This window comes from Roseburia sp., assembly GCF_041325975.1.
In the GTDB taxonomy this organism is placed as follows: domain Bacteria; phylum Bacillota; class Clostridia; order Lachnospirales; family Lachnospiraceae; genus Roseburia; species Roseburia rectibacter.
Genome location: NZ_JBGLEJ010000003.1, coordinates 71,007 through 95,391, shown reverse-complemented (window position 1 = coordinate 95,391; position 24,385 = coordinate 71,007). Strand labels below are relative to the sequence as shown.

The window sequence follows — 24,385 nt, the reverse complement described above, 5'->3', positions numbered from 1 at the left end:
ATGGAAAAGAAGGCAAGATTGGATGAAATTGATGGTTTGAGGGGAGTAGCATGTGTAAGTATTGTGTTTGGATTTCATAGTAGAGCGTTTTTCCCGAATATTGTTTGGATGGAGTATTTGGCATATTTTGTTGAAGTTTTTTTTATTATTTCAGGATTTATGATGGGATATAATTATAAATGTTCAGTAAAGAAAATCAGTTTTAAAACGTATTTTTCAAAACGTTATATAAAGTTGATGTCTATATATTGGATTGTGTTTATAGTATGGGTTTTTATTTTAATATATAATAGTATTCGACTAAAAAATGTAGACTGTTCTGAGGTAAATCTATTATATTTATTGTTTGATTTTTTTGGGTGTTTGTCTGGATGGGTATTTCCATCTTTAGGAATTAATAGTTGGTTTTTCAGTGTTTTGAATTTATGTTATATATTATATTATATTATATTATGGTTTGGGTCAGAGTCAGAGATAATAAATAAGCAAAAGTATAGAATGATAGTAATAGGAATTTTGGTATTAAGTATAATAGGAATTGTAAAAGCGTGGAATTATCCATTTCTTTATGCGGGGATAACATTAAGAGGTGTTGGAAGTTTTTTGACAGGATCAATTTTATATGAAATCTATAAAACTATTAGTGATAGAGGTGGAATGTTTTTAGCTATTATAGGAGACGTTATTATAGTTTTGACTGCATGCTTTTGCAAGATAGTTAACTGTGATTTTGTACAGTTTTTAGGAAATATTAGTGTTATAATGATGATTTTTATATGTCCTGTTTTAGTATGCAATATTTTATGGTTAAACCCTGTAAAAAAAATATTCAATAACAAAATTTTTAGGTTTTTCGGTAGTATATCTATGAATGTATATTTATGGCATACAGTTGTTTTACGATTTGTACACGCAAGTTATGGATTTACAATAAAAGGATATATAATGATGTGGATTTTATGCCTAATAATAGGAAGTTTATCACATTTTTTTGTGGAACCAAGAGTTAACAACGTGTTGTTTAAGTTAGCAAAGATCTGATAGATAAAATAAGTTTCAGATGAATAGAAATTTTAAACTTCAATTACAAAGAACGGAGAGAAAAAAGGAACGTAAAATGGTTTATGAGAAGCAAGTAGGTGTACCTAAATTTGAGTGTACAGAGTATGAAGAAAAGAAAAAAGATTATGTGGTTTTGATTCCGATTATTAATGAGGGAGAACGTATTATAAATGAGCTTACCAGAGCAACTGAAAATAAAGTGTCTGATTATGCAGACATTGTGATATGTGATGGTGGATCGACAGACGGTTGTACAGAGGAAAGTAAGCTGAAAGAGTTGCATGTTAATACATTGCTTGTAAAACAGGACGCAGGCAAGCAGGGTGCACAGCTTCGTATGGGAATTTGGTGGGCACTTGAGCGTGGATACAAGGGCATTATTACGGTTGATGGAAACAATAAGGATAGTATTGAGGATGTACCACATTTTATAGAAAAATTAAAAGAAGGATATGATTTGGTACAAGGATCAAGATTCATTAAAGGTGGAAAAGCAATTAATACGCCTTTTATCAGAATGGTATCTGTCAAATTAATACACGCGCCAATTATTTCATTGACTGCACATCAGCGTTTTACAGATACTACAAATGCGTATAGAGCTTATTCCAGAAGGTATCTTCTGGATGAAAGAGTACAGCCGCTAAGAGATATTTTTGTAACATATGAATTGCTGGCATATCTTTCTGTAAGGGCAACACAGATAGGAATGCGGGCTTGCGAGATTCCGGTAACAAGGGCATATCCCAAAAAAGGAAAGACTCCGACGAAAATCAGTTTCTTCAAAGGAAATTCTGAACTTATGAGCATTTTGCTGAAGAATGCCAAAGGAGCGTACAATCCGAAATAAGGAAACAGGTGGAAACTAATGATAGAATCATTTCAAAAAAATAAAAAAGGAATTCTCCTAATGCTGATTTCTTCAATCTGTGTATGTGTAGGTCAGCTTCTTTGGAAAATATCGGCAGAAAAAGGATTTCCGATAATGTTGGCAGGGTTCTGTTTTTATGGTCTTGGAGCCCTGATCATGATTATAGCTTATAAATATGGAAAGTTGTCTGTTTTACAGCCTATGCTTAGTTTGAATTATGTATTGAGTATTATACTTGCTGCAATCGTGCTTAAAGAACAGATTACTGCTTTAAAATGTATAGGGGTCTTGATAATTATTTTAGGAGTAATTATGATTGCAGGAGGAGATGAAGAATGATCGTATATTTTATTTGTCTTCTGATAATGACAGTGTTAGGGTCAGTAGCTTCTTTATTTTTAAAAAAAGCATCTGGAACGGATGGCATTTTAGCAATGATAAAAAATGTGAATTTATATATTGGAGGTTTCCTTTATCTGGCTTCTGCAATTTTAAACATTTGGCTTTTACGGTATCTTGAGTATTCTGTAGTATTACCATTAACATCTTTAACATACATTTGGACAATGGTATTTTCTTACATGATTTTAAAAGAGAAAATTACAAAAAAGAAAATATGTGGAGTGTTCTTGATTTTGATAGGAGCAATTTGCGTTTCAATTTAAAAAAGACAGGCATTAGATCAATCAATTGTAAGGTCATTAGTTTTCAATGGTTAGTAGCAGTAGAGATTTTGTAGATATAATCGGGTAGTGTTAATTTAAGGAGAACGAATCATGGAATTAGTACAACAGAAAGGATTATGCTGTGGATGCAGAACCTGTGAGCATGTCTGCCCGAAAAAGGCAATTCATATGGAGCCGGATGAGTGTGGTTTCCTATATCCTGTGATTGATTAGGACAAATGTGTGAATTGTGGTTTGTGTCTCAAAAAAATGTGCATTTCAGAGCGGGTATAAAACCCGGAAAGAATTTGAGCCTTTTTATGGATACAGAGCGCGTCATAAAAGTGAAGACGGTTATATGAAGAGCCGGTCAGGCGGAGCATTTGTGGCACTTTCTGATTGGGTGCTGGAACATAACGGTAGTGTGTTTGGTGCCGGATATGATGAAAAGGAAAAGTTTTATTTAGTGGTACCGGATGTCAGGTCGTGGCACTTTATTCTTATCTTCCAAAAGAATATGATAATTTGTATACCATAGATATTGTTTGTCATGGAGTTCCTTCCCAAAAAATGTGGAAAGATTTCTTGAAGATGCGTGAAAAGGAGTTACATGGAAAGGCAGAGGTGGTACAGTTCCGGGATAAAAAAATTTTGGATGGACACCGCATTATGAGACAGTTCAGGTGAAGGGAAAGGAATTTTCATCAAGAGTGTATACAAAACTTTTTTATCAGAATTATTTACGTCCGTCTTGTTTTCAGTGCGTTTATGCAAACAAAAACAGGCCGAGGGATATTACAATTGCAGATTTCTGGGGACATGAAAAAGCGATTCCAGATCAATGGGATGATGAAAAAGGAATCTCTCTTGTGCTTGTGAATAATTCGCATGGTATGGAATGGTGGGATGCCGCAAAAGAGGAACTTGATTATGTGGATTGTACAGGCTATCCGTTCCGCCACACCAATATGAAACGACCGACTGCGAAACCGGCAACTTATGATGCATTTTGGAAAGAGTATCGTGGGAATGGATTTGAGGCGGTTGTGAAAAGGTATGCAAAATATGAACCACAGAGTTACTGGAAGAACAGACTGAAAGCGTTATTTAAGAAAAAGTAAAGTGCATAAGACCGAACGTGGGGCAGATCCCCAAAGTGCAGAGCTGGGTGCATTGATATATGCCATGGCAGAAGTGGCAAAAGATAATGAATGATAAGAAGTAACCACACCATAGTGAAACAGTATTCCTACTATGGTGTGGTTATATTATTCATGACAATAGAATGTTCGGGGAGCGTGCATTCTATTGTTTTTGACTTAATATCTGTAATCCATCTGAGTAATTAATATCAATTTTCTCCCATGGGAGTCCATGAAATTTATTTCGTAAATAAAGAGAACGGATGCTATTTTCCGCCTGAATACGGTTAAAGTCTGTTGCACAATTAAATGTTTTAGTGCCATCATCTGAAATATCAACAAAATAGAAAGAATCTTTTGGAACATCTAAGTCGAGTAAGGCAATATTATGCGTAGTGATAATAAGCTGACCGACCATTTCGGAACATAAAGGTCTTAATAGATTAAACAACAATATATCATGGATCGCATTGTCAATTTCATCAATTACAACAGTTCCTTTTTGCATGGCAGCTATGAAAAAAGGCAGAAGATCCAATAAAGATTTTGTGCCGTAAGATTCTAATTCAAAATTAACATCAGTAGTTGTCCCATATATTTTTTTCTGTAAAATTAATTTATAATCTATAGAATTTTCGTTAATATTTTTTTTATAATAAGCTCCCGTAATGTCTTTGTATGTATTGGTAAAAAACCACTGAATATAATTTCTGATCTGATCCAGCATGGGTTCTTCAGTCAGAGGGATACGTCCTTCATCAAAATTAATATTTGAAAGATAGGAACTTGATATCTGATTAAGACTGTATGACTGTCCAATAATCCTACAGGAAATATTATTAAAAAATCTAAGTACATTAAATAAATTTTGATGGAGCTGGTCTTTCAGGTAGCCATCAGCTTTATCTTCCATATCATAGAGCAATATGGAAAGAACAGAGTGTTTCCCCCAAAATTTTTTTATGTTTTCTAAAAAGTCTTTTTTGTAGTTAGAGTTAATGAATATAAAGTTATTTATTTTGATTTCACTATCGGATAGTTCAAAGTAGCACCCTCGATTTTTTGCCAGAGTGTATTCTAATTTTTCATGTACGATTCGTTCATTATCGAACTCGATTTGGTAGCATCCATGTTTTTCATCAATAAGAAAACCAAATTCAAGAATCATATTTTCAGTGGAGTTAATTGTTTTATTTTCTGCAATAATATTAGAAATGTCATTATAAATAAAACGAAGATAATTATTATCAATATTTTTTCCCATCTCCCGTTCGGAGAGAATGCGTTCACGAATATCCCGGATCTGTAATGTTTTTAATGTGTCGGAAAGCGTTTTAAAAACAGATGAAAAATTTGTTTTTCCGGAGCCGTTTGCTCCATATATGCAGATAAAATTTTTAGGAATATTATTTTTGGTGCATAGGTCGACTGTTAAATCGACAAGAGATTTGTAATTTTTTAATTTTACATATGTAAACAAAATTAGTTCCTCCTTTGTACTAGGCTATTATATGGTAAAATAAGAAAAAAAACAATAAATTTATCGAAAAAAAGATAGGTAAACTAACAAAAAATAAAAAAGTTGACAATATTTGCCTGCGGATATATAATTAAATTACCGATGAAGAAATCGGAGCAAGAAAAAAGCAATGGTTCTGCCAAACCACTGCTTTAGATTGGATAAATAATACAACCAATATCTCTATTTTACTCGTTAAGTAGGAAGTTGACAAGTGTTTATCTGATTTTTTTGCTTAAAATAAGGAGGAAAAAGAAGATGAATAAGAAACAAACATCAAAAAAAGTTGCAAGCATTGCATCAGGAATTCTTCGTGATGGACGTACAAGCAGTAAGTCAAAAACTGTTGCAGCAAGTGCATTGTCACAGACAAGAAAAGGAGGAAAATAGAGATGGATTCTTATGTAGAAGTAAAAAATTTAAACGGAACGTCAGGCAGAGTGCCAAATGACGTTGCGACATGGAAAGAGTTCTGGGAGGACGAGACGGGTAGAAAATTTGGAATGTGCTCCTGCAAGGATTGTACAAGTCGTGCGGAGGTAGGAGCACATGTGCAAAAAAGCGATTCGACCGATCATAAGTGGTATATTGTGTCATTATGCAAGGCGGATAATAACAAAGCAAGCTGGGAACATTTTGAGGTAAAGGCAGCAGATCTTGTTCCAGTTAATGAATGATTACAAAGCAGGTTTGTCAATAAATGACAGACCTGTTTTTTGATTTTGGTTAAAAATGACTGCCGTATAAACAAGTTCTTAAAATTTAAGAAAATCAAATGACAAACTTCTGATAATGTGCTACAATTGCCTCAAAGCATTATATTCTATTTATCTATTCAGGCGTAAGCTATTCAAAAATCAGTTCAACACGACGCTGCAGACGGTCATCCAAGAACGTTTTGCAGGTCGCATACAGAATTTTCAATGCTTTTAATCACTATAAAAAGCAGGGAGAATTCGAACAGACAATATTCTCCCAAATACACAAAGGAGGAGAATATTATCGGAGGGAAGGAGAAAACTGTGACACCGGACACAGTGCTGAAAAATTATTGGAATGGAAACGAGGAATTTGCAGATCTTTTTAATGCAGTATTATTTGGTGGCAGTCAGGTCATCAAACCATATGAGCTTGAAAACGAAGATACAGAAGCGTCTGCAATTCTGGCACATCGGAAGCATATACAGAGTATCAGGGCTACAAGGGACAATATCAAGATACAGAAAAAGTCGACGGTGTATGGAGTACAGTTTGTGCTGCTGGGGCTGGAGTCACAGGAGCATATCCATTATGCTATGCCGCTGCGAGTCATGGGATACGATTATGCCACCTATAAAAAACAGTATGACAGTCTGGTCAGACAATATAAAGAGCATAAAACTGACATGGATGAACATGAATTTTTATCCAGAATGAAAAAGACAGACCGCCTGATGCCGGTCATCACGGTAGTACTATATTATGGCGAAAAAAACTGGGATGCAGCAACATCATTGCATGGGATTTTAAATATCCCCATGGAGATGGCGCCGTATGTCAATGATTATCGTATGCTTCTGGTTGAAGCCAGACAGAACAATCTGTATTTTCATAATGGAAACAACCGGGATTTATTTAACCTGTTTAAAATCCTGTTGGATCAAAATAATTCCATAAGAGATAAAAAAGAAAAAGCAATCGAATACACAAAGGAACATGAAGTCAGCGATACGATACTTAAAACGGTGGCTGGAGCAGCCAGCTGTAAGATTGATTTTGATGCGTTGAAGCAGGAGGGAGGAAACAGTATGTGGAGTGTGTTTGAAGAGACAGCGAAAGAGGGAGAAGCGCGTGGAGAAGTGCGTGGAAAAGCGGAGGGAATTATAGATACTTGTAGTGACCTTGGCTTGCCAGATGAGGATATTTTAAAAAGGCTGCAGGTAAAGTTGAATATTTCGCTGCAGGCGGCGCAGGAGTATCTTAGGATATTTGGGAAGAAGACTGTATAAATGAAATAGAAGCTGGTTTATCCATCCGGGTATGGTTGCCAGAGCTGTCGTCGGGGCATCTTTGATCTATGGGAATAGGATTGCTTGCAAAATGGGCAATCCTATTGTATTATCTTATTATACTACAAAAGAAATCAATCGCTTTATATGGTACAACGAATTAAGGACGATGAAAGCATCAGGGTATACGAGTCCTATGGAGTACGGACGTTTAAAGTGCTGGGAGTTGAATAACTGGAGAGGAGAGGTATTATGGATAAGAAAGAAGAAATTTATTTTGTGCATGGATTTTATTATGGAAATGAAAACGATTATTTAAGAAGAATAGATCAGGATATTACATTTCAGGACAGAGTATCTGACACAGAGAGAATAAAGCCGGATCATATAATTTTAATTAAGGACAGTATAGACGATGAATCTGCTGTTCAGTCATTAGATGTAAATATAAGAAATATTGAAATTGATGACGGTATAACACAGGGAACTTATGTGTATTATAACGAAAAGAGTATAGTATCAGCTGAAAACGATCCTGTGGTGGCTGTATATAAAGAATTAAATAATGTAATTACCCGGTCTCTCAGATATGAAAATGAAAACAATGAGCCAGATGTTGATAATTATGATAATGTCTCTGATATTTGTTCTTATCATGTGAATGTGGGTCATGGAAACTGTTCAATAATAGCATTTAGAAAAGAAGGCAGGAGCATTCTATGGCTTGTAGATTGCTCGGTAAGAGAAACAACGTATTCCAGCAGAAATTACGCATCTAATTTAGATAAATGTCTGACAGATATTTTAGATGAGTATGGAACAGATAAAATATCAAAACTGTTCATTACGCATATTCACTATGATCATATTAGTGGAATAGAGTATCTGATAAGAAAAGGAAATATAGATTGTAATACAGAAGTCTGGATGAATTTGTATTATCCGTGGACACAGGCTACTTATACCAGAACATTAGCAAAATTACGGGCGTTGGGCGTAAAGTTTATAGATCCTGTAGCTGGTAATTCCACGAGAGAAATTTGCATTTTATATCCTAAAAGTAGTTTTAGTGCAAAGAATCCGGCTCCGAAAAACGAGATAAATAATTCCTCTGTTTTATATCAGATAATACTTGCAGGAAGATCAATGCTATTTCCAGGCGATATTGAAACGGATGGATGGGATAATGTAGATACATGCTATCCACACATGAAACAATCTGATTATTATTGCATTTCACATCATGGAAGTGTTAATGGACATTGCCGTAATATATGTAGGCATGGGGGTTTTATTTATAATCCACATGATGTCTGGACATGTGCACAAAATAGTAAAGCGCAGATTTTAATGGGAAGAGATAAGGCATTTAATGGAATTTTTAGTCAGAAGGTTTTAAATAGCTTTGGAAAACACGGAAATTTGTATAAAACAGAGGATGCGGATTATTATATTAAACTTAACTGGGAAACAGGATATTCAGAATACAAATAGAAAATGGATAAGTGTTTATGGGATATTTTAACTTAGATAAAACAGAAAAACCAGATGGTGTACCGTGCACGGTTTATAGGCTTTGCAAAGAATTAGAGAGTGAAAATCAGGAAAGTAAAGGATATAGTTATAATGCGTTGTTGAAAAAATTCCATGATAAAAGCGGGTCTGGAATTATAGATCATTTAAAAAATGATTTACATTTTGATGTAAATAAGTACGACGATTTTTCGAAATGCCAGTTTCTAAAACTTATATTTAAATATGAGTATGAGAACGCAGACGTACAAGGAAGGAAAAAGTACCGTTTGACAGAGATTTTACAAAAACCTTGCTTATCAAATATAAGATCGGTTTATGATACAGAAACACTGTACGGTGGTTCATTAAGTGCGCTAATGGAAGAATTGGAAAGCAAGATAGGAAAAGAAGCTGCAGAACAGAGAAAAAAACTATTATACCAGAAAAATCAGCGTTGGAACAATGCTCTCGCACATGTATTTGAATATGCTTACGATGAAAAAAAGATTGCACCAGAAAATAAAGAGCAAACAGAGTTTGAACTAAATAATATAAAGAGGTTTCTGACAGACGAAATATTAGTAAAACTAAAGGAGCCAGAGGAAAAAGATCCTGTCGATGACATTTTTATATCATTTTATACGATGCTGATTGCACATGAAATGGTTTGTGAGGAAGAGGACAGGGTGGATTCATATGATAGTATTGAATTCTATCCGATAGCTGAACGGGATTATGCAGATAGGTTTACAGAATATGACAATTTTGTTTTGAGAGATATTGATCAGGAGAATATACTTGATGGACTTATCAGAAATGATCAATCAGAACAAATAAGTGAATTTCGCTATCTGATTTTTGACTCAGACAGAGAGTTGGATCAGGAAGACTATTCTGGATTACGACTTGCAAAAAAAACCAAAGATGACTTTCGTAAATGGATTGGAGAGCATAAGCCGCTTAGACTTGCTGAAGGAGAAATGATAGTCAGTTGGTTTGTGGCTATGATTCAGGAAATACTATATTGTAAAAGAAATCAGGTAAGAATAAAGAATAGTGCTTTTGGAATAAAAGAAGGGAGAAGAACATTAACGGCAGCTCTTAAATCGCCGGAATCTGCACAGGCAAAAGAAATACAGGCATGGTTAATCAGACTGGAAAACAGATATTGTGCTGATATAGGGTCGCATCACCTTCAGGCCGTACGAGAAATAGAAAAATTATTTGTTAAAATAAGGCGTAAAACATTAGACTTTCAACTACATAACTGGAAAGATCTGGAATTTATTGACGATGCCTTGGTACATACTGTAGAGAGGATTATTTTACCGAGAAGTCTTGCACAAGTAATGCTGGCTGAATTAGCAGGCTCTATAGAACGGGCAACAAATATCAGCTTTGTTGATTACGCCGGTATGAAACAGCAATGGGATTTAGGAAGAGAGTTGGCGTATGATGAAACAGCAATAACCCGAATGACGGATGAGATAAAAATGAGAGCCAAAGATTGCGCCATAGATATGTGGGATGGTGGATATTTATATAAAGAGTTCATTTTTGAGTTTCCTATATATTATAGCAATGGAACGGAAAGTCGGTTTATAACAAAAATTGCCTTTCACAGTAATACACTTGTATTTATTTTTTTCATTGGAATTGTATCAGGGGAAAAAGCATTTCAGTATGAGTCGTATGGAATGAAAGATTTGATTATATTATAAAATTTCGGTAGTTTTCTCATTATTTAATTAGGTAAATTATGGCAAAATGGTATCATCAAAAAAAGGAGGTGCCATTTTATGAAGGGCAGAATTGTAGATATTAGATTTGACACAACGAATACGATTTATCTCAAACAGGGAGTGAAAGGAAAGGATCAATATCGGTATGACCGTAGATATCCAGGAGGTAACGGAACCTATGTAGTGGGTGGCGATTACAGCTCATTTATCTGGCTGAAAGTTTTTGTGTATACTTTAGACAGGTGTATTACGGTCAATATTAAGGATACAGTCCTGGAACTGAACAACCGTAAGAGAGTTTCAAATCAAATGATTAACACGTTGATAGAAAATAATGTGGGTAAGAAGATAAAACTGCATATTGCTGACGGAAAAGTATCTTTCCCGTTTTCACAGTTGAACTTAATTGTTTAGGCTGGATAACGGCGGACGGGACTTATTTAATTTGTTTAAAATCCTGTTGGATCAAGATAATTCGATAAGAGATAAAAAAGAAAAAGCAATTGAATACACGAAGGAACATAAAGTCAGCGATACGATACTTAAAACGGTGGCTGGAGCAGCCAACTGTAAGATTGTTTTTGATGTGTTGAAGCAGGAGGGAGGAAACAATATGTGGAGTGTGTTTGAGGAGACGGCGAAAGAGGGAGAAGTGCGTGGAAAAGCGGAAGGAATTATAGATACTTGTAGTGACCTTGGCTTGCCGGATGAAGATATTTTAAAAAGGCTGCAGATGAAACTGGATATTTCGCTGCAGGCGGCACAGGAGTATCTTAGGATATTTGGGAAGAAGACAGTGTAAAAGAAAAGCATGGGGGATGAACACAAATGAATTTATGGATGTTTAAGCAAAAAATAAATGATATTGACGGAACAGAAAACATTACAGAACGTTTCGAACTTTTTCGTGTATGGGTAGAAAATACATACGTTGGTTATCAGAAAAGCTGGGAATTAGAAGAGCAGGAAACAATGATGAATGCTATAAGTGAAAAAGGTTTTTGGGATCGCATATGTATCTGGAGATGCAGGAAGACTGGAAAGGTATCAGTTATGATATGCTTATTCATTTATATAATTGTATGGGGTGGGAGCTGGATACTGCAATAAAGAACAGGACTTTAAATTATTGTGATGAAAATGCATGTTTGTACTATGAAGCTGATTATGACGAAGTTTACAAGCGGATTGAGAAAATTGAGGATCCGGTTGAATTTGCATACGCGGTATTGGAATCTGTTGTAAATGTTCCGGAAACATGCAGACTTTATAAAGAATTTGGAATGAAAGTAATTTCTGGGTTGAGCGAGTATCAGCTTGAAGAATGTCTGTTATGGCTGGATAGTAAAAAACAAAAAGTATTTGTTGCAATGTGTTTTGCGGATGAGTTAAACAAGGCCAGAAGAAAAATTGAAATGGCAGTGAAAAATTGTGGTTATGAACCGGTCTTTATTGATGAAAAAGAACATAATCATCAAATCGTGCCGGAAATCTATAAAGAAATTGAGGATGCTGTATTTGTGATCGCAGATTTGAGTAAACAGCGTGGTGGAGTTTATTATGAAGCAGGTTATGCAGCAGCAAAAGGAAAACCGATAATACTATCCTGCAGAAAAAATGAACGGAAAGAGGTACATTTTGATGTGGCACAGATTAATACGATTTTCTGGGAAGATGAAATAGATTTACAAGAAAGGCTGGAAAAGAGGATCTGTGCAACGGTTGGAAGAGGAAAAGAGATTCTATGACAGCTGAATTTTTTTACGGAACAAAGCAGGAACTTTTAAGATATTTTGGGGGATAATTCGATGAATATACTTGTGATTGGAAATGGATTTGATCTGGCTCATGATCTGCCTACAAGATATCAGGATTTTCTTGGATTTGTTGAACGTTTCCTGAATATTATCAATACACCCCAGATACTGCAGCAGGGAGGATTAAATAATGCTGAGAAATCGGTATATGAATATATCAATCATCTGATTTTTAGTGAACAAAAGCTTTGTAAAGAATTGGAACAGCTTGTAAAAGATAATATATGGATAGAATATTTCCTTCAGAATCCAATGTACCAGAAGGAAAATTGGATTGATTTTGAGAGTGAGATAAGCAAAGTGATTCAGTCGCTGGATCAGGATATGTTTCCTAAGGATGGTAAAAAATTAGAAAAAAGTGAATTGTCAGAAACAATGGGCAATTTGTCAAATACTTTTTTGTATAAAAAGTATGCTAAATATACGACGTCCATCAGAGCTGTTAGTGCATTGACGCATGAAAAATGTGAAAGCATTACCTATAAAGAAATCAGAGACCGGTTATATAATGATCTGAATAAACTGATCCGGGCATTAGAAATCTATCTGACAGATTATGTGGAAAAAATAGAATGTAATTATGTTTTGCCGGATATAGATGAAATTGTAAAAGAAAATGTTCAATGTTCAGACGGAGAGGAGCAGATAAGATATTGTAAAGTGTTATGCTTTAACTACACAAATACATATGAGCGGCTTTATCTGAATGGACAACAAATGCAGGCTGATATTGATTATATTCATGGCAGGGTGAAACTCCTCAATACGATGGAAAACAATAATATGGTCCTGGGAATTGATGAGTATCTTACAGATGAAAGAAAAAACAAGGAAACCGAGTTTATTGCTTTTAAAAAATTTTATCAGAGAATATATAAAGGAACCGGATGTAAATATAAGGATTGGGTGGAGACAATTCAGGAAGAATATGATGATTTTTTACAGGAAAAGGAAAGAATCATCAACCGGGCGAATGAATATGTGGGGAATGATATTGAACGCATGATACACCGTTTACAGGCGTCGGAAATCCGGGAGCGGAAATGTAAAATGCATAACGTGTATATTTTTGGACATTCCCTTGATATAACAGATAAAGATATTTTAAGAGAATTGATCCTGAATGAGAATGTATATACTACAATATTTTATCTCAATCGGGATGTGATGGGACAGCAGATCGCAAATCTTGTTAAAATTATAGGGCAGGATGAGCTGATACGAAGAACGGGGGGAAGAAGTAAGACAATTGAATTTCGACAGCAGAGAGAATGCGTGTGGAAAAATTAGCAGTATTTTAAACAAACAGTAACGAGGAGGCTGTATATAAATACTGTTAAGATAGAAAAAGGTGCCATAGATACATTAAGAACACTGATCAGATTACATGATAAAATGGATCAAAATAATTCGATAAGAGATAAAAAAGAAAAAGCAATCGAATACACAAAGGAGCATGAAGTCAGCGATACGATACTTAAAACAGTGGCTGGAGCAGCCAACTGTAAGATTGATTTTGATGCGTTGAAGCAGGAGGGAGGAAACAGTATGTGGAGTGTGTTTGAGGAGACGGCAAAAGAGGGAGAGGCACGGGGAGAAGCACGTGGAATTGTAGATACCTGCAGTGACCTTGGCTTGCCGGATGAGGATATTTTAAAAAGGTTGCAGGTAAAGTTGAATATTTCGCTGCAGTCGGCTCAGGAGTATCTTAGGATGTTTGGGAAGAAGACAGTATAAATGAAATAGAAGCTAATTGTGAGGAGACGATTTTCGTCTCCTTATTTTTGGTTTGCGCCCCATGGGCGCGCTCTAACGGGTGAAAGTCGTGTGTTCTGCATTTATGGGAAATATGTATAAGTCAACAAAACGATTGGAATAGTCTGGACTACATATGAAAATAATAGTATGATAATATTATACAATCTGGAAAAGGTGAGCAATATGATAGGAAAATGGGAGGAAGAAAATGAAACTTAAATTACTGGATATCTATAATTACAGACAGTTTATACATGAATCTATTTATATGGAAGATGGTATCACATTTTTAGCTGGTGCCAATAATAGTGGTAAAACATCGGTCATAGAGTTGATGAATCGTCTGTTTGGGGAAACATCTGTAAAAATTTCCACAAATGACCTGCCGGTTGAAATGTATCACAAATGGGTCGGAGACTGTGAAAACTTAATAAAGGATAGTTATGGAACCGCTAAAGAAAAAGAAGAATTTATTAAGGCGCTTCAGGATAAATTAATTGGTTCTGTGGAGAATCCGGCTCAATTTGCTGATCAGATAGAACGGGAAAGCATGAAAGTAAAGTTGGAAATAGGTTATGATAAGGAGGATACCATAGAATTGTTTTCTCCGTACTTGATGGACTTAGACGAGAAAACATATCGGTTTTATTTTTTATATCAATATGAGTTCATGCCAAATTTGTTTATCAATTTATTAGACAAACAATTTGATAAATGTAAGAAAATTTTAGAAAGTGTTTTGGGAAAGGATGGATCGGAAAAAGGAAAGGACAGGCTAGAGCAGTTTATCATACATATAGTAGAACAATGCTATCGGGAACAGTTTTTTTATACTGACAAAAATTATGAAAATTTGCAAAAAATTGAAGAACCAAAGGATTTTTACAAATTGTTTCATTACAGACATATTTGGGCAAACCGGGATATGCCGGATGAAAAGGGAGACAAAAAGAAAAAGACGATCAGTTCGGCGATGATTGAATTTATTGGCAAAGAAAAGTGGAAAAAAGTGTTTGAAGAATGGCCGGATTCGATTATGGATTTGATATCTAAAGTTGATATTCAGGGAAATCTTACAGATAATTTATTATATGAATTAAATACAGTAATGACTAATATCAGCCAGACAAATGGGGGAAGAAAAGAAGCAATTGTAATCGAACCGGATGTTACAGATTCAGATATAAAGGAACTGTTGCAGAATGTATCAAAAGCAAAATATAAAATTGAGGGGTATCAGTATTATTTTGGAGAAGAAACACAGGGGTTGGGATATTCCAACATGATTTATATGCATCTGCAGCTTCAGAAATACCTGAAAGAACTTGAAGATGACGAGCAGAAGAAAAAGGTAAATTTTTTTGTAATAGAAGAACCGGAAGCGCATATGCATCCACAAATGCAAAAAGAATTTGTGCGTTATCTGCTTAAAATGTATAAAGATAAAAAAATGCAGGGAATTGTGACGACACATGCAAGCGAAGTGGTAAGGATTGCAGGAATATCTGCAATACGGGTAGTTCGCAAGACATCAAAAATTTTTGAAAAAAGAATATGTGATATGTGTATGTTTTTAAATGATTTGAAATTAAATAAAAAGGATATTGAAAACGAGTATAACATTTTATATCAGATAAATTTTGCAGATATAATTTTTGCGGATAAGGTTATCATGTTTGAAGGGGATACAGAACGTATGTATCTGAAACGGCTGCTGCAGAGAACCGAATATCGGGCATTAGAGCAACAATATATTGCATTTGTGCAAGTGGGAGGTGCATACACTCATCGGTACAGGGAGTTGATAGAATTCCTTAAAATAAAAACTCTTATTTTAACAGATATAGATTATGAAAAACAGGAAAAGACGATTGATAAAATAAAAGGAAGTTATACAACAAATGGCGGATTGAAGGATTATTATTTGCATCAAAAGGGGAAAAAGAAGGCTACGAGCAGATTTAAGCTTAAAATTAAAGATTTATATGAATGGCAGAAGCTGGGAGAAAATAAAATTGGAGATTATATTATGGTCAGCTTTCAGGGAGAAAAAGATGGCTGTACCAGAACGTTGGAAGAGGCGATGCTGGCTAAACTTTATGATCTGAGCATAGAAGATACACGATCAAGAGGGGACTGGGAGAAAAAGAAGGAAGATAGTAAGCTGGAATTTAAAATTCCACAGAAAAATGATAAGAATGTGAAACAGGAAATAGAAGAAGCTGAGATATTGGAAGAAGCGGAAGAGATGTTGAGTGTGCGTGAAATAGTAAATGCAACAAGTAGCTATAAAACGGATTTTATGTATTCTGTCCTTTTAAATAAAAAGGAAAAAGATGTGCTTCCGTCATATATAGAGGAGGGATTAAAGTGGCTGACAGAGTAAGAGATAATTTGTTCCTGGTAAATGCGCCTGCCGGAAGTGGAAAAACGACGACAATTTATCAGCGGATAGAAAAACTTATCAGAGAGGAACACATTACATCTATCTTGTGTATTACCTATACAAACAGAGCCGTTGAAGAGTTACAGCGCAGGTTAGAAGGGTATTCAGTAAAAATAATGACGATTCATGCGTTTCTTTCGGAATTTATGAAGTCTTATTTTACAAATTCAAAGATAGTGAAGCTGTATCTGGATTTATATAAGGATAAGATAAAAGAAAAGATAGAAAGAGATAAGGAAAAAGGAGAACAAAGTGAGAGCGGAAAGTATTACAGGGAAAAATATGGAGAATTGGAATATGAAACTATAACAAAGAATATTACTAAAATTTATTATAATGAGAGGGAATTTAATAGTTTATATGATGGAGGGGTTGGGCATGATGATCTACTTTCATTTTCGGTAGAGATAGAGAAAAAATATCCGGTTGTCCGCACAAAACTGACAGAATGTTTCAAGTATATATTTTTGGATGAGTATCAGGATACGTCAGCAAATGTGTTGGAGTTTTTTTATGACTGTGTAAAAGACAGCAAGTCAAAGTTATATTTGTTTGGGGATCAGATGCAGCAGATTTATGACAAATATGACGGATCTTTCCAACGGAAATTTGAAGAGTTTGACACTAGTGAGAAATTAAGAACAAATTACCGGTCTACGCCTGCAATCATAAATTTACTGAATAATATTTATGGCAATGACGAATATGCCCAGATGCCGCCGGATAACAGGCGTGATATTTTAGGCAGCAAGCCGAGGTTGATGATTACGGATGATGTGAATGAACTGGTAAAAAAAGAGGAAAAAGAAATAGAGGGAGATGTTCTGAAACTGTATGTTACAAATAAGGAACGTTTCCTTCAAATTGGAGCGGGGGAATTATATAGCCTGGTAGAAAACTTAAAGGACGAAAACGATAATAAGTTATACGGATGGGGGAGGAGATATTCAGTACCGGATGTTTTGACGAAAAATGAAGATGAGAATCCGGACGTATTATTCCGGTTCTTGTTTACTGTCGATCGAATATTACAGTATTTTAAACGTAAAGAATATGGCATGGTGATACAGATATTGCGTAATAAGGAAACCGGAAAAGATAAATTTTTTCTGATAAATAATCTTGATGTAAAAATGCATAGTGATAAGCAGCGACTGAAAAAGACATTGGAAGAGATAAATGAAATGTATGCGGAAATGTCAGATAAAACCATATTACAGTTTATCCAATTTTTTTCAGAAAATAATCTCATAAAAAAAGATGTGGCAGAGCAATTTTTTAGTGAGCAATATCAGGATCTATTAAATGTTCCGGTAAAAGAGTTTGTAAATTTGTGCAGAGGATTGGAGCGGCAGGAAGTTTCAACACAACACGGAGTAAAAGGGGAAGGGCATGAAAAAGTTTTCTTTATAGCAGAAGATTGTCCGAGCCTTGGTGTGACAATGTATGAGTTCTTTAAAATGAATGTAAAGGTTTCTGTGGAATTTCAGTCACTACAAAAATTTTATTATGAATATAAAGATGCTATTGAAAATATGAAACAGGGGATTGAAAAGGATTTTTTAAAGGGTGCAGATGATTATAAGGATGTTTATGGAAGTATAAAAAAATGTGTAGAAGAAATAGATTCAAAATTTGGTGATAATGTGTATTATAAATATTGTTATCAAGATTATTATCAGAATGGTATAAAGGGGTCAAAGACCCATAAATATGTAAAAAATTATGCAAACATTAATAAAATAAAAAATATTTTGCTGGCGTATAAATTATTTTATGTGGGGTGTTCCAGAGCGAAAAAGGAGTTGACGGTTTTTGTATCTGCTAGGAAAGTGGAAAGTTATGAACAACAATTCATTGATACATTCAGTAAAATGGGATTTGAAGTTTGTGAGTGTAAAATGGGATTGCCAAAAAATTAAATGGAAAATTGCCCATCAATGTGTATAATAAAGTTAAATAATGTAACTGTTTAAGAAAGACCGGATTTGGCAGAATCAGAAATGAGGGAAAAGTGGACCAGATTTTTATTACCGATATTAAAATAAATCAAGTGCGTCATTTGAAAAATATTGAAATTCCTTTATCAAAGGATCGGATGAAACATCTGATTATTACTGGCAAAAATGGAAGTGGAAAGACGAGTCTGTTGGATGCGTTGGCAGTATTTTTGAATTCTGTTACTAGCTCAAGAGAGCCTATGGAAAGTATAGAAACTTTGAAAATAAGAATAAAAAACTTGCAATCTTATATAGAGCAAGGGAGAGAGAAATATGAAATTGATTTAAAAAGAGAGAGGGTAAAGAGGTGTGAATATCGGATTGAAACCACAAGCGGTGGAGTGATATTGGATATGAATGTTTCATTGTATGATATTTTGCCGTTGTTCTCCCAGGGCAAATTCGTAACCGCCTACTACAAAGCAGACCGCATTTTCAAAGCCCAGATTCCACAGCATGTAGAAAAAGTAGCTCTAAAAAAGGATTATTCTATTAAAGAAACGCCACGCCAGGACTTTGTAAAATATCTCCTCGATCTGAAAATGACGCAGGCTTTAGCTGTCACAGGTGGAAAAAAGGAGAAAGCAGATCAGATAGCAGCGTGGTTTCAAAATTTTGATAATCTGTTAAAAAGAATCTTTGATGATGACTCGGTAGAACTTGTATTTGACGAGGAAACGTTTCAGTTTACGATTCATATGGAAGGCAGAGATCCGTTTGATTTTAATGAGCTTTCCAGCGGCTATGCAGCAGTTTTGGATATTGTAGTTGACCTGATCATTCGTATGGAAAGCCAGACTGAAAGAAGATTTGATTTTTCAGTAGCCGGAATTGTTCTGATCGATGAAATAGAGACACACCTGCATTTGGAATTGCAACGCAAAATTCTGGATCTGTTGACATCGATTTTCCCCAATATCCAGTTCATTATGTCGACACATTCGCCGTTTATTATCAACAGTGTGGATAACGCAGTTATTTATGATCTGGAAAAGAAACTTCTGGTTAAAGATGGACTGTCAGATGTGCCATATACAGGAATTGTAGAAGGATATTTTAATGCAAATGAGATGTCAGTGCTGTTGCAGAAGAAGTTTGACCGTTATAAAGAACTGGCAAATAAAGAAAAACTGACAGAAGAAGATTTTGATGAAATTGCAGAACTGGAAATGTATTTAAATGAAGTCCCGGATTATCTGGCGCTTAATCTTACGACTGAGTACCAAAGATTAAAAGAGGGACTAAGGAGCAGGGAGGATATCTAATGGTAAAAGTAGAACGCAGTTTTCCCGCTCCAGCATCACTGGCAGTAGAGGCACAGAAAGTAAAAGGAAGTTATTCGATGCCGGATGTCGTAAAGCAGTTGAAGGAAGATTTTCATAATAAATGTTATATACGTGAATTGAGTGAACTGCAGGATGCCCAGGTGGAACATTTACTGCCACATTTTGACGGAAAATATCCAGAGCGAAAATTTGACTGGAATAATCTTTTCTGGTCGTGTGGGCATTGCAATAATGTGAAAAACCAGCGTATTTATGATGAGGGAATCATTGATTGTTGTAAGGATGCCCCGGAAGAGTCGATCATTTTTCGTTTGCAGGGCAATGAGATTGATGTACATGCAGTAAACAACGAAAACAGGCAGGCGGCGTTGACGGCAAAATTAATCACAGAAGTATTTAATCTGAAAAATACAGGTATGAGAGTGTACAAAAGTGATTTCCGGTTTCAGGAATTAAACCGGGAAATGAATAAACTGTATGATTCATTGGAAGAAATGCAGGATCCAAAACAGCAGAAATTTGCATTACGAAAAATAAAATCATTATTGCGAAGAGAATCGAGATTTGCTGCATTTAAAAGAAATTACATAAGAGAGAATCAAGAAAAATATCCTGATCTGATAGAATATTTGCATTAAACTGTGGCAATTCTGCAGCCTTTTCTTCACCACCTCTTGACAACCCACCCGCCTCAAGCGTATACTTAGCAAAGTAATCTAAAATCCAAAAGAAAGAGAGGTAAAAGTAATGATTAGATTAACGAATGTTACAATGAATGAACTGCATAATCATCATACAATTACCTCGGTTAATTCTGTTACGCTGGCATAAATTCATGCAAAAGTAAATAGAATGTTTTTTGACATACTTCCCGTGGTGAGATATGACACCGCGGGATTTTTTTGTGCTAAGGGGGCTGCTTGTGAAGCGTGCAGGCGGCTGTCAGAGTGGTGCGTCACGGTACAAAAATATGTCAGAGACCGGGGATTGTAATAGGGGAAAAGTAGGAGGTATAAAAAGAATTTATGAAAAAGTTACATACATATATCGGACATTACTGGTATGGGTATTTGTTCGCAATATGTTCCATGATTATAGCGACCGGACTGGATATGGTTTATCCACAGATCACACAGCGGATCGTGGATGAGGTCATCATCGGCGGGAAAATGGAACTGCTCACCGGGCTTCTGGTGGGAATCGTTGCGGTTGGGATCGGACGCTGCATCTTTGGATACTGCAAAGAGTTTTCGTTTGACGTCTTAAGTTCTAAGATCGGCGCACAGATCCGTAAGGATCTGTTCCGGCACATTCAGACATTGTCGATGAATTATTTTGACAATACGAACACCGGAGAACTGATGGCGAGAGTCAAGGATGATGTTGACAAGATCTGGAATGCGATGGGATATGTCGGCATGCTGACGATCGAGGTCGTCATCCATGTGAGCATGGTGCTCTACTGTATGTTTCATCTGAACTGGAAACTGGCGCTGATACCGCTTGTGACGATGATTTCCTGCGGTGCGATCGCGATCATCATGGAGCGGAAACTGGATAAAATTTACGAGGATATCAGTGAGGAAAATGCGGTGCTGACCACGGTTGCAGAGGAGAATCTTGCAGGTGTGCGTACCGTAAAGGCATTTGCCAGGGAGAAATTTGAAATTGAGAAGTTCCTGTCACACAATAAACGCTATTATGACTTGAATATCAGTCAGTCTAAAGTATTAGTGAAATACTATCCGTATTTCCAGTTTGTGGGAAAAGCACTGCCGGTTGCAATGACGATCCTGGGTGGTATTTCCGTGATGCATGGAAATATGACACTTGGAGCACTTGTTGCATTTGTAGAGTACAGCAGAAACTGCACCTGGCCGATGGAGATGCTCGGCTGGCTGACGAATGATTTGTCCTCTGCCGTTGCTTCTTATAAGAAGATCAAGAAGATTTACGGGGAGACGGCGATGATCAAAGATGAGGAACAGCCTGTCGTGTTAGAACAGGTAAAAGGGGACATTTCTTTCGAACATGTTTCATTTTCCATTGAGGGAAAAAATATCCTTTCTGATATTAACTTTACGGTTCCGGCAGGAAAAACCATCGGAATCATGGGTGCGACCGGTTCAGGAAAATCCTCAATCGTCAATCTGCTGCAGCGTTTTTATGATGTGTCGGACGGCGCTGTAAAAGTGGATGGCACGGATGTGCGGAAACTTTCTTTAAAACAGCTTCGCAGCAGTATTTCTGTTGTATTGCAGGATGTATTTCTGTTTTCCGACACGATCGAGGAAAATATCAAGATGGGGAAGCGAAAGGTAATGCCGTTCGATGAGATCCGCAGAGCGGCAGACTGTGCACAGGCAAAGGATTTCATTGAAAAAATGGATGAACAGTATGCGACCGTCATCGGTGAGCGCGGTGTCGGGCTTTCCGGCGGACAAAAGCAGCGTATCAGTATTGCGCGTGCGATCGCGAAACAGGCGCCGATCCTGATCTTAGACGATTCCACGTCTGCGCTGGATATGGAGACGGAACATGAGATCCAGAAAACATTAAATGAATTAAAAGATACAACGAAAATGATCATTGCGCACCGTATCTCTGCGGTTTGTCATGCAGATGAGATCATCTATCTGAAAGACGGCAGGATCGCGGAGCGTGGAACACATCAGGAACTGCTAAAAAAGCGTGGCCTTTATTATGAGACTTACATGGCACAGTACGGCACGTTCTTAGGAGGGGAGGCGATGTAATGGCAGTCAATTCATATCGCGAAGATGAATTTATGGAAAATACCGACAAGAAAAAGATCATGCGGCGGCTGTTTTCCTATCTGCTTGCATATAAAGGCACGATTATTGCCGTGTTATTCTGTATGGGGGTTACGGTGGCGATTTCACTGGTAAACCCGCTTTTGATCGAGGAAGCGATCGATTACTATATTGCGCAGTCCGATCTGCATGGATTGATCAGACTAGGAATCTTTGCGCTGGTGTTAAACCTGATTTTTATTGTGATGGTAAAACTCCGGATGTATGCGATGGCGGTGATTTCCAACAAGATTTTACTAAAAATCCGTCAGGATCTGTATGAGCACATTCAGACGCTGTCATTTTCATTTTTTGACAGCAGACCGACCGGAAAAATCCTTGCGCGTATCATCGGGGATGTCAATTCTTTAAAAGATGTGCTGGTCAATGTGGTCACGACGATGGTGCCGGAATTTGTGACGGTAGTCGGGGTTGTCGTGATCATGCTGGTAAAAGACTGGCGGCTTGCGCTTGCATCACTCTCTACGATCCCGCTTATGATCGCGGGGATCTGGTTTGTACAGACGGCATCCCACAAACGCTGGCAGATATTCCGGAAAAAGGCATCAAACTTAAATGCTTATGTGCATGAGGATATTGCCGGAATGAATGTGGTTCAGAGTTTTGCGGCAGAAGATGAGACACAGGAGATTTTTGAAGGACTGACGGACGAACATCAGAGATCATTTGTGGATGCGGTAACTTACGCTGACATGTTTGGCCCGGTCATTGATTTCTGCTGGGGATTTGGTGCGATGATGCTTTATCTGGTCGGCATCCGTTTTCTGGGATTTGAAAAAGTATCGGTCGGACTTCTGGTTGCATTCGGAACTTATATCAATATGTTCTGGAACCCGATCATGAACTTGAGCAATTTTTATAACAATCTTGTCACAAATCTTACAGCGGCAGAGCGTATTTTTGATATCTTAGATACCGACGCTGACATTGTGGACGCAAAGGATGTGACAGAGCTGCCGGATATAGAGGGAAGTGTTGAATTTTCACATGTAAGTTTTACTTATGATAAGGGAACACCGGCGGAGACAAAGGTACTCTCTGATGTCAGTTTTTCTGTAAAACCGGGTGAGACGATCGCACTGGTAGGACCGACCGGAGCAGGAAAAACAACGATCGTTAATCTGATCAGCCGTTTTTATGACATTGAAGACGGCAAAATTTTAGTGGATGGTTACGATCTGACAAAGGTTTCCATTGAGAGCTTAAGGCGTCAGATGGGTGTTATGACGCAGGATAATTTTATCTTTCACGGAACAGTCCGTGACAACATTTTATATGGGAAATTAGATGCGACAGATGAAGAAATGATTGCGGCTGCAAAGGCAGTCAATGCGCATGATTTCATTATGAAAATGGAAAAAGGTTATGACACGGAATTAAAAGAACATGGGGCAGGACTTTCTATCGGACAAAGGCAGCTTATTGCGTTTGCGAGAACCATGATCTCCATGCCGAAAATCCTGATCTTAGATGAGGCAACGTCCAGCATTGATACACATACGGAGCTTTTAGTGCAGCAGGGAATCGAGGCATTGCTCTCCGGCAGAACCAGTTTTGTGATCGCACACAGACTTTCCACGATCCAGAACGCAGACCGCATTTTTGTGATCGACCAGGGAGGTATTTTAGAACAGGGAAGTCCGGCAGAGCTGATGGAGAAAAAGGGCGCTTATTATAAACTTTATATGGCGCAGTTTGCGGGTCTGCAGGAGTAAAAAAATATTTGCTGCTCACACAGTA

Annotated in this window: 23 protein-coding genes and 1 pseudogene; 23 read left to right on the top strand and 1 reads right to left on the bottom strand. The window is 36.6% G+C overall.

Going from position 1 to position 24,385, the window contains the following annotated elements:
- The 7 genes and pseudogenes from ACDD58_RS00825 to ACDD58_RS00795 all read left to right on the top strand — a co-directional run bounded on the left by ACDD58_RS00825 (window position 1) and on the right by ACDD58_RS00795 (window position 3,719).
- Window positions 1-1,041: an acyltransferase family protein gene (locus ACDD58_RS00825; RefSeq protein WP_370775069.1), complete on the top strand. Its 1,041-nt coding sequence runs from the start codon at window positions 1-3 to the stop codon at window positions 1,039-1,041.
- A 76-nt stretch (window positions 1,042-1,117) separates the two neighbouring features.
- The gene (locus ACDD58_RS00820) at window positions 1,118-1,912 is read left to right on the top strand and encodes a glycosyltransferase family 2 protein (RefSeq protein ID WP_370775066.1); all 795 of its coding nucleotides are present in this window, start codon (window positions 1,118-1,120) and stop codon (window positions 1,910-1,912) included.
- Between the two features lie 18 nt (window positions 1,913-1,930).
- Window positions 1,931-2,272: an EamA family transporter gene (locus tag ACDD58_RS00815; protein ID WP_370775064.1), complete on the top strand. Its 342-nt coding sequence runs from the start codon at window positions 1,931-1,933 to the stop codon at window positions 2,270-2,272.
- Window positions 2,269-2,598 (top strand): EamA family transporter, encoded by a 330-nt coding sequence (locus ACDD58_RS00810; protein ID WP_370775062.1) that lies wholly within the window; start codon window positions 2,269-2,271, stop codon window positions 2,596-2,598. Before ACDD58_RS00815 ends, ACDD58_RS00810 begins: the two co-directional genes overlap by 4 nt.
- A 111-nt stretch (window positions 2,599-2,709) precedes the next feature.
- Entirely contained in the window at window positions 2,710-2,832 is a 123-nt protein-coding gene (locus ACDD58_RS00805) for a 4Fe-4S binding protein (protein WP_370775060.1), read from the top strand.
- Between the two features lie 231 nt (window positions 2,833-3,063).
- A pseudogene (locus ACDD58_RS00800) lies at window positions 3,064-3,285 on the top strand (Coenzyme F420 hydrogenase/dehydrogenase, beta subunit C-terminal domain); the annotation flags it as partial.
- Window positions 3,282-3,719: a Coenzyme F420 hydrogenase/dehydrogenase, beta subunit C-terminal domain gene (locus ACDD58_RS00795; protein WP_370775057.1), complete on the top strand. Its 438-nt coding sequence runs from the start codon at window positions 3,282-3,284 to the stop codon at window positions 3,717-3,719. The pseudogene ACDD58_RS00800 and the gene ACDD58_RS00795, both read left to right, overlap by 4 nt.
- A gap of 184 nt (window positions 3,720-3,903) precedes the next feature.
- On the opposite strand, the gene ACDD58_RS00790 is transcribed toward ACDD58_RS00795, so the two are convergent.
- Window positions 3,904-5,220 carry an ATP/GTP-binding protein gene (locus tag ACDD58_RS00790; RefSeq protein WP_370775055.1) on the bottom strand — a complete coding sequence of 439 codons (1,317 nt, stop codon included), beginning with the start codon at window positions 5,218-5,220 and terminating at the stop codon, window positions 3,904-3,906.
- A gap of 297 nt (window positions 5,221-5,517) precedes the next feature.
- Here ACDD58_RS00790 and ACDD58_RS00785 point away from each other — a divergent pair, with 297 nt between their 5' ends.
- The 16 genes from ACDD58_RS00785 to ACDD58_RS00710 all read left to right on the top strand — a co-directional run bounded on the left by ACDD58_RS00785 (window position 5,518) and on the right by ACDD58_RS00710 (window position 24,360).
- Window positions 5,518-5,649, top strand: a complete 132-nt coding sequence (locus ACDD58_RS00785) for a hypothetical protein (RefSeq protein WP_270846614.1) — start codon at window positions 5,518-5,520, stop codon at window positions 5,647-5,649.
- A 2-nt stretch (window positions 5,650-5,651) separates the two neighbouring features.
- Window positions 5,652-5,936 (top strand): hypothetical protein, encoded by a 285-nt coding sequence (locus ACDD58_RS00780; RefSeq protein ID WP_370775052.1) that lies wholly within the window; start codon window positions 5,652-5,654, stop codon window positions 5,934-5,936.
- Between the two features lie 345 nt (window positions 5,937-6,281).
- Window positions 6,282-7,247, top strand: coding sequence for a transposase (locus tag ACDD58_RS00775; protein ID WP_370775051.1), 966 nt, complete (start codon window positions 6,282-6,284; stop codon window positions 7,245-7,247).
- Between the two features lie 252 nt (window positions 7,248-7,499).
- Window positions 7,500-8,741, top strand: a complete 1,242-nt coding sequence (locus ACDD58_RS00770; protein WP_370775048.1) for a ComEC/Rec2 family competence protein — start codon at window positions 7,500-7,502, stop codon at window positions 8,739-8,741.
- A gap of 17 nt (window positions 8,742-8,758) precedes the next feature.
- Window positions 8,759-10,483 carry a hypothetical protein gene (locus tag ACDD58_RS00765; protein WP_370775046.1) on the top strand — a complete coding sequence of 575 codons (1,725 nt, stop codon included), beginning with the start codon at window positions 8,759-8,761 and terminating at the stop codon, window positions 10,481-10,483.
- A gap of 78 nt (window positions 10,484-10,561) precedes the next feature.
- The gene (locus tag ACDD58_RS00760) at window positions 10,562-10,918 is read left to right on the top strand and encodes a hypothetical protein (RefSeq protein ID WP_370775044.1); all 357 of its coding nucleotides are present in this window, start codon (window positions 10,562-10,564) and stop codon (window positions 10,916-10,918) included.
- A gap of 31 nt (window positions 10,919-10,949) precedes the next feature.
- The gene (locus ACDD58_RS00755) at window positions 10,950-11,306 is read left to right on the top strand and encodes a hypothetical protein (RefSeq protein WP_370775042.1); all 357 of its coding nucleotides are present in this window, start codon (window positions 10,950-10,952) and stop codon (window positions 11,304-11,306) included.
- A 211-nt stretch (window positions 11,307-11,517) separates the two neighbouring features.
- Entirely contained in the window at window positions 11,518-12,252 is a 735-nt protein-coding gene (locus tag ACDD58_RS00750; protein WP_370775039.1) for a hypothetical protein, read from the top strand.
- 60 nt (window positions 12,253-12,312) lie between these two features.
- Entirely contained in the window at window positions 12,313-13,611 is a 1,299-nt protein-coding gene (locus ACDD58_RS00745; RefSeq protein WP_370775037.1) for an AbiH family protein, read from the top strand.
- Window positions 13,612-13,716: 105 nt separating this feature from the next.
- Entirely contained in the window at window positions 13,717-14,058 is a 342-nt protein-coding gene (locus ACDD58_RS00740) for a hypothetical protein (protein WP_370775034.1), read from the top strand.
- A gap of 229 nt (window positions 14,059-14,287) precedes the next feature.
- Window positions 14,288-16,465 (top strand): AAA family ATPase, encoded by a 2,178-nt coding sequence (locus ACDD58_RS00735; RefSeq protein WP_370775031.1) that lies wholly within the window; start codon window positions 14,288-14,290, stop codon window positions 16,463-16,465.
- Window positions 16,450-18,447 carry a UvrD-helicase domain-containing protein gene (locus ACDD58_RS00730; RefSeq protein WP_370775029.1) on the top strand — a complete coding sequence of 666 codons (1,998 nt, stop codon included), beginning with the start codon at window positions 16,450-16,452 and terminating at the stop codon, window positions 18,445-18,447. Before ACDD58_RS00735 ends, ACDD58_RS00730 begins: the two co-directional genes overlap by 16 nt.
- A gap of 92 nt (window positions 18,448-18,539) precedes the next feature.
- The gene (locus ACDD58_RS00725) at window positions 18,540-19,790 is read left to right on the top strand and encodes an AAA family ATPase (RefSeq protein ID WP_370775027.1); all 1,251 of its coding nucleotides are present in this window, start codon (window positions 18,540-18,542) and stop codon (window positions 19,788-19,790) included.
- Entirely contained in the window at window positions 19,790-20,449 is a 660-nt protein-coding gene (locus ACDD58_RS00720; RefSeq protein WP_370775026.1) for a hypothetical protein, read from the top strand. Before ACDD58_RS00725 ends, ACDD58_RS00720 begins: the two co-directional genes overlap by 1 nt.
- Before the next feature lie 387 nt (window positions 20,450-20,836).
- Window positions 20,837-22,567, top strand: a complete 1,731-nt coding sequence (locus tag ACDD58_RS00715; RefSeq protein WP_370775024.1) for an ABC transporter ATP-binding protein — start codon at window positions 20,837-20,839, stop codon at window positions 22,565-22,567.
- Window positions 22,567-24,360 (top strand): ABC transporter ATP-binding protein, encoded by a 1,794-nt coding sequence (locus ACDD58_RS00710; protein ID WP_370775022.1) that lies wholly within the window; start codon window positions 22,567-22,569, stop codon window positions 24,358-24,360. The genes ACDD58_RS00715 and ACDD58_RS00710 overlap by 1 nt, the downstream gene beginning before the upstream one ends.
- Window positions 24,361-24,385: the final 25 nt, after the last annotated feature.

Excerpts from the sequence above, each read along its gene's own strand:
- ACDD58_RS00825 (WP_370775069.1), top strand. The coding sequence starts at position 1 with ATGGAAAAGAAGGCAAGATTGGATGAAATTGATGGTTTGAGGGGAGTA.
- ACDD58_RS00820 (WP_370775066.1), top strand. The coding sequence starts at position 1,118 with ATGGTTTATGAGAAGCAAGTAGGTGTACCTAAATTTGAGTGTACAGAG.
- ACDD58_RS00815 (WP_370775064.1), top strand. The coding sequence starts at position 1,931 with ATGATAGAATCATTTCAAAAAAATAAAAAAGGAATTCTCCTAATGCTG.
- ACDD58_RS00810 (WP_370775062.1), top strand. The coding sequence starts at position 2,269 with ATGATCGTATATTTTATTTGTCTTCTGATAATGACAGTGTTAGGGTCA.
- ACDD58_RS00805 (WP_370775060.1), top strand. The coding sequence starts at position 2,710 with ATGGAATTAGTACAACAGAAAGGATTATGCTGTGGATGCAGAACCTGT.
- ACDD58_RS00785 (WP_270846614.1), top strand. The coding sequence starts at position 5,518 with ATGAATAAGAAACAAACATCAAAAAAAGTTGCAAGCATTGCATCAGGA.
- ACDD58_RS00780 (WP_370775052.1), top strand. The coding sequence starts at position 5,652 with ATGGATTCTTATGTAGAAGTAAAAAATTTAAACGGAACGTCAGGCAGA.
- ACDD58_RS00770 (WP_370775048.1), top strand. The coding sequence starts at position 7,500 with ATGGATAAGAAAGAAGAAATTTATTTTGTGCATGGATTTTATTATGGA.
- ACDD58_RS00765 (WP_370775046.1), top strand. The coding sequence starts at position 8,759 with ATGGGATATTTTAACTTAGATAAAACAGAAAAACCAGATGGTGTACCG.
- ACDD58_RS00760 (WP_370775044.1), top strand. The coding sequence starts at position 10,562 with ATGAAGGGCAGAATTGTAGATATTAGATTTGACACAACGAATACGATT.
- ACDD58_RS00750 (WP_370775039.1), top strand. The coding sequence starts at position 11,518 with ATGTATCTGGAGATGCAGGAAGACTGGAAAGGTATCAGTTATGATATG.
- ACDD58_RS00745 (WP_370775037.1), top strand. The coding sequence starts at position 12,313 with ATGAATATACTTGTGATTGGAAATGGATTTGATCTGGCTCATGATCTG.
- ACDD58_RS00740 (WP_370775034.1), top strand. The coding sequence starts at position 13,717 with ATGGATCAAAATAATTCGATAAGAGATAAAAAAGAAAAAGCAATCGAA.
- ACDD58_RS00735 (WP_370775031.1), top strand. The coding sequence starts at position 14,288 with ATGAAACTTAAATTACTGGATATCTATAATTACAGACAGTTTATACAT.
- ACDD58_RS00720 (WP_370775026.1), top strand. The coding sequence starts at position 19,790 with ATGGTAAAAGTAGAACGCAGTTTTCCCGCTCCAGCATCACTGGCAGTA.
- ACDD58_RS00715 (WP_370775024.1), top strand. The coding sequence starts at position 20,837 with ATGAAAAAGTTACATACATATATCGGACATTACTGGTATGGGTATTTG.
- ACDD58_RS00710 (WP_370775022.1), top strand. The coding sequence starts at position 22,567 with ATGGCAGTCAATTCATATCGCGAAGATGAATTTATGGAAAATACCGAC.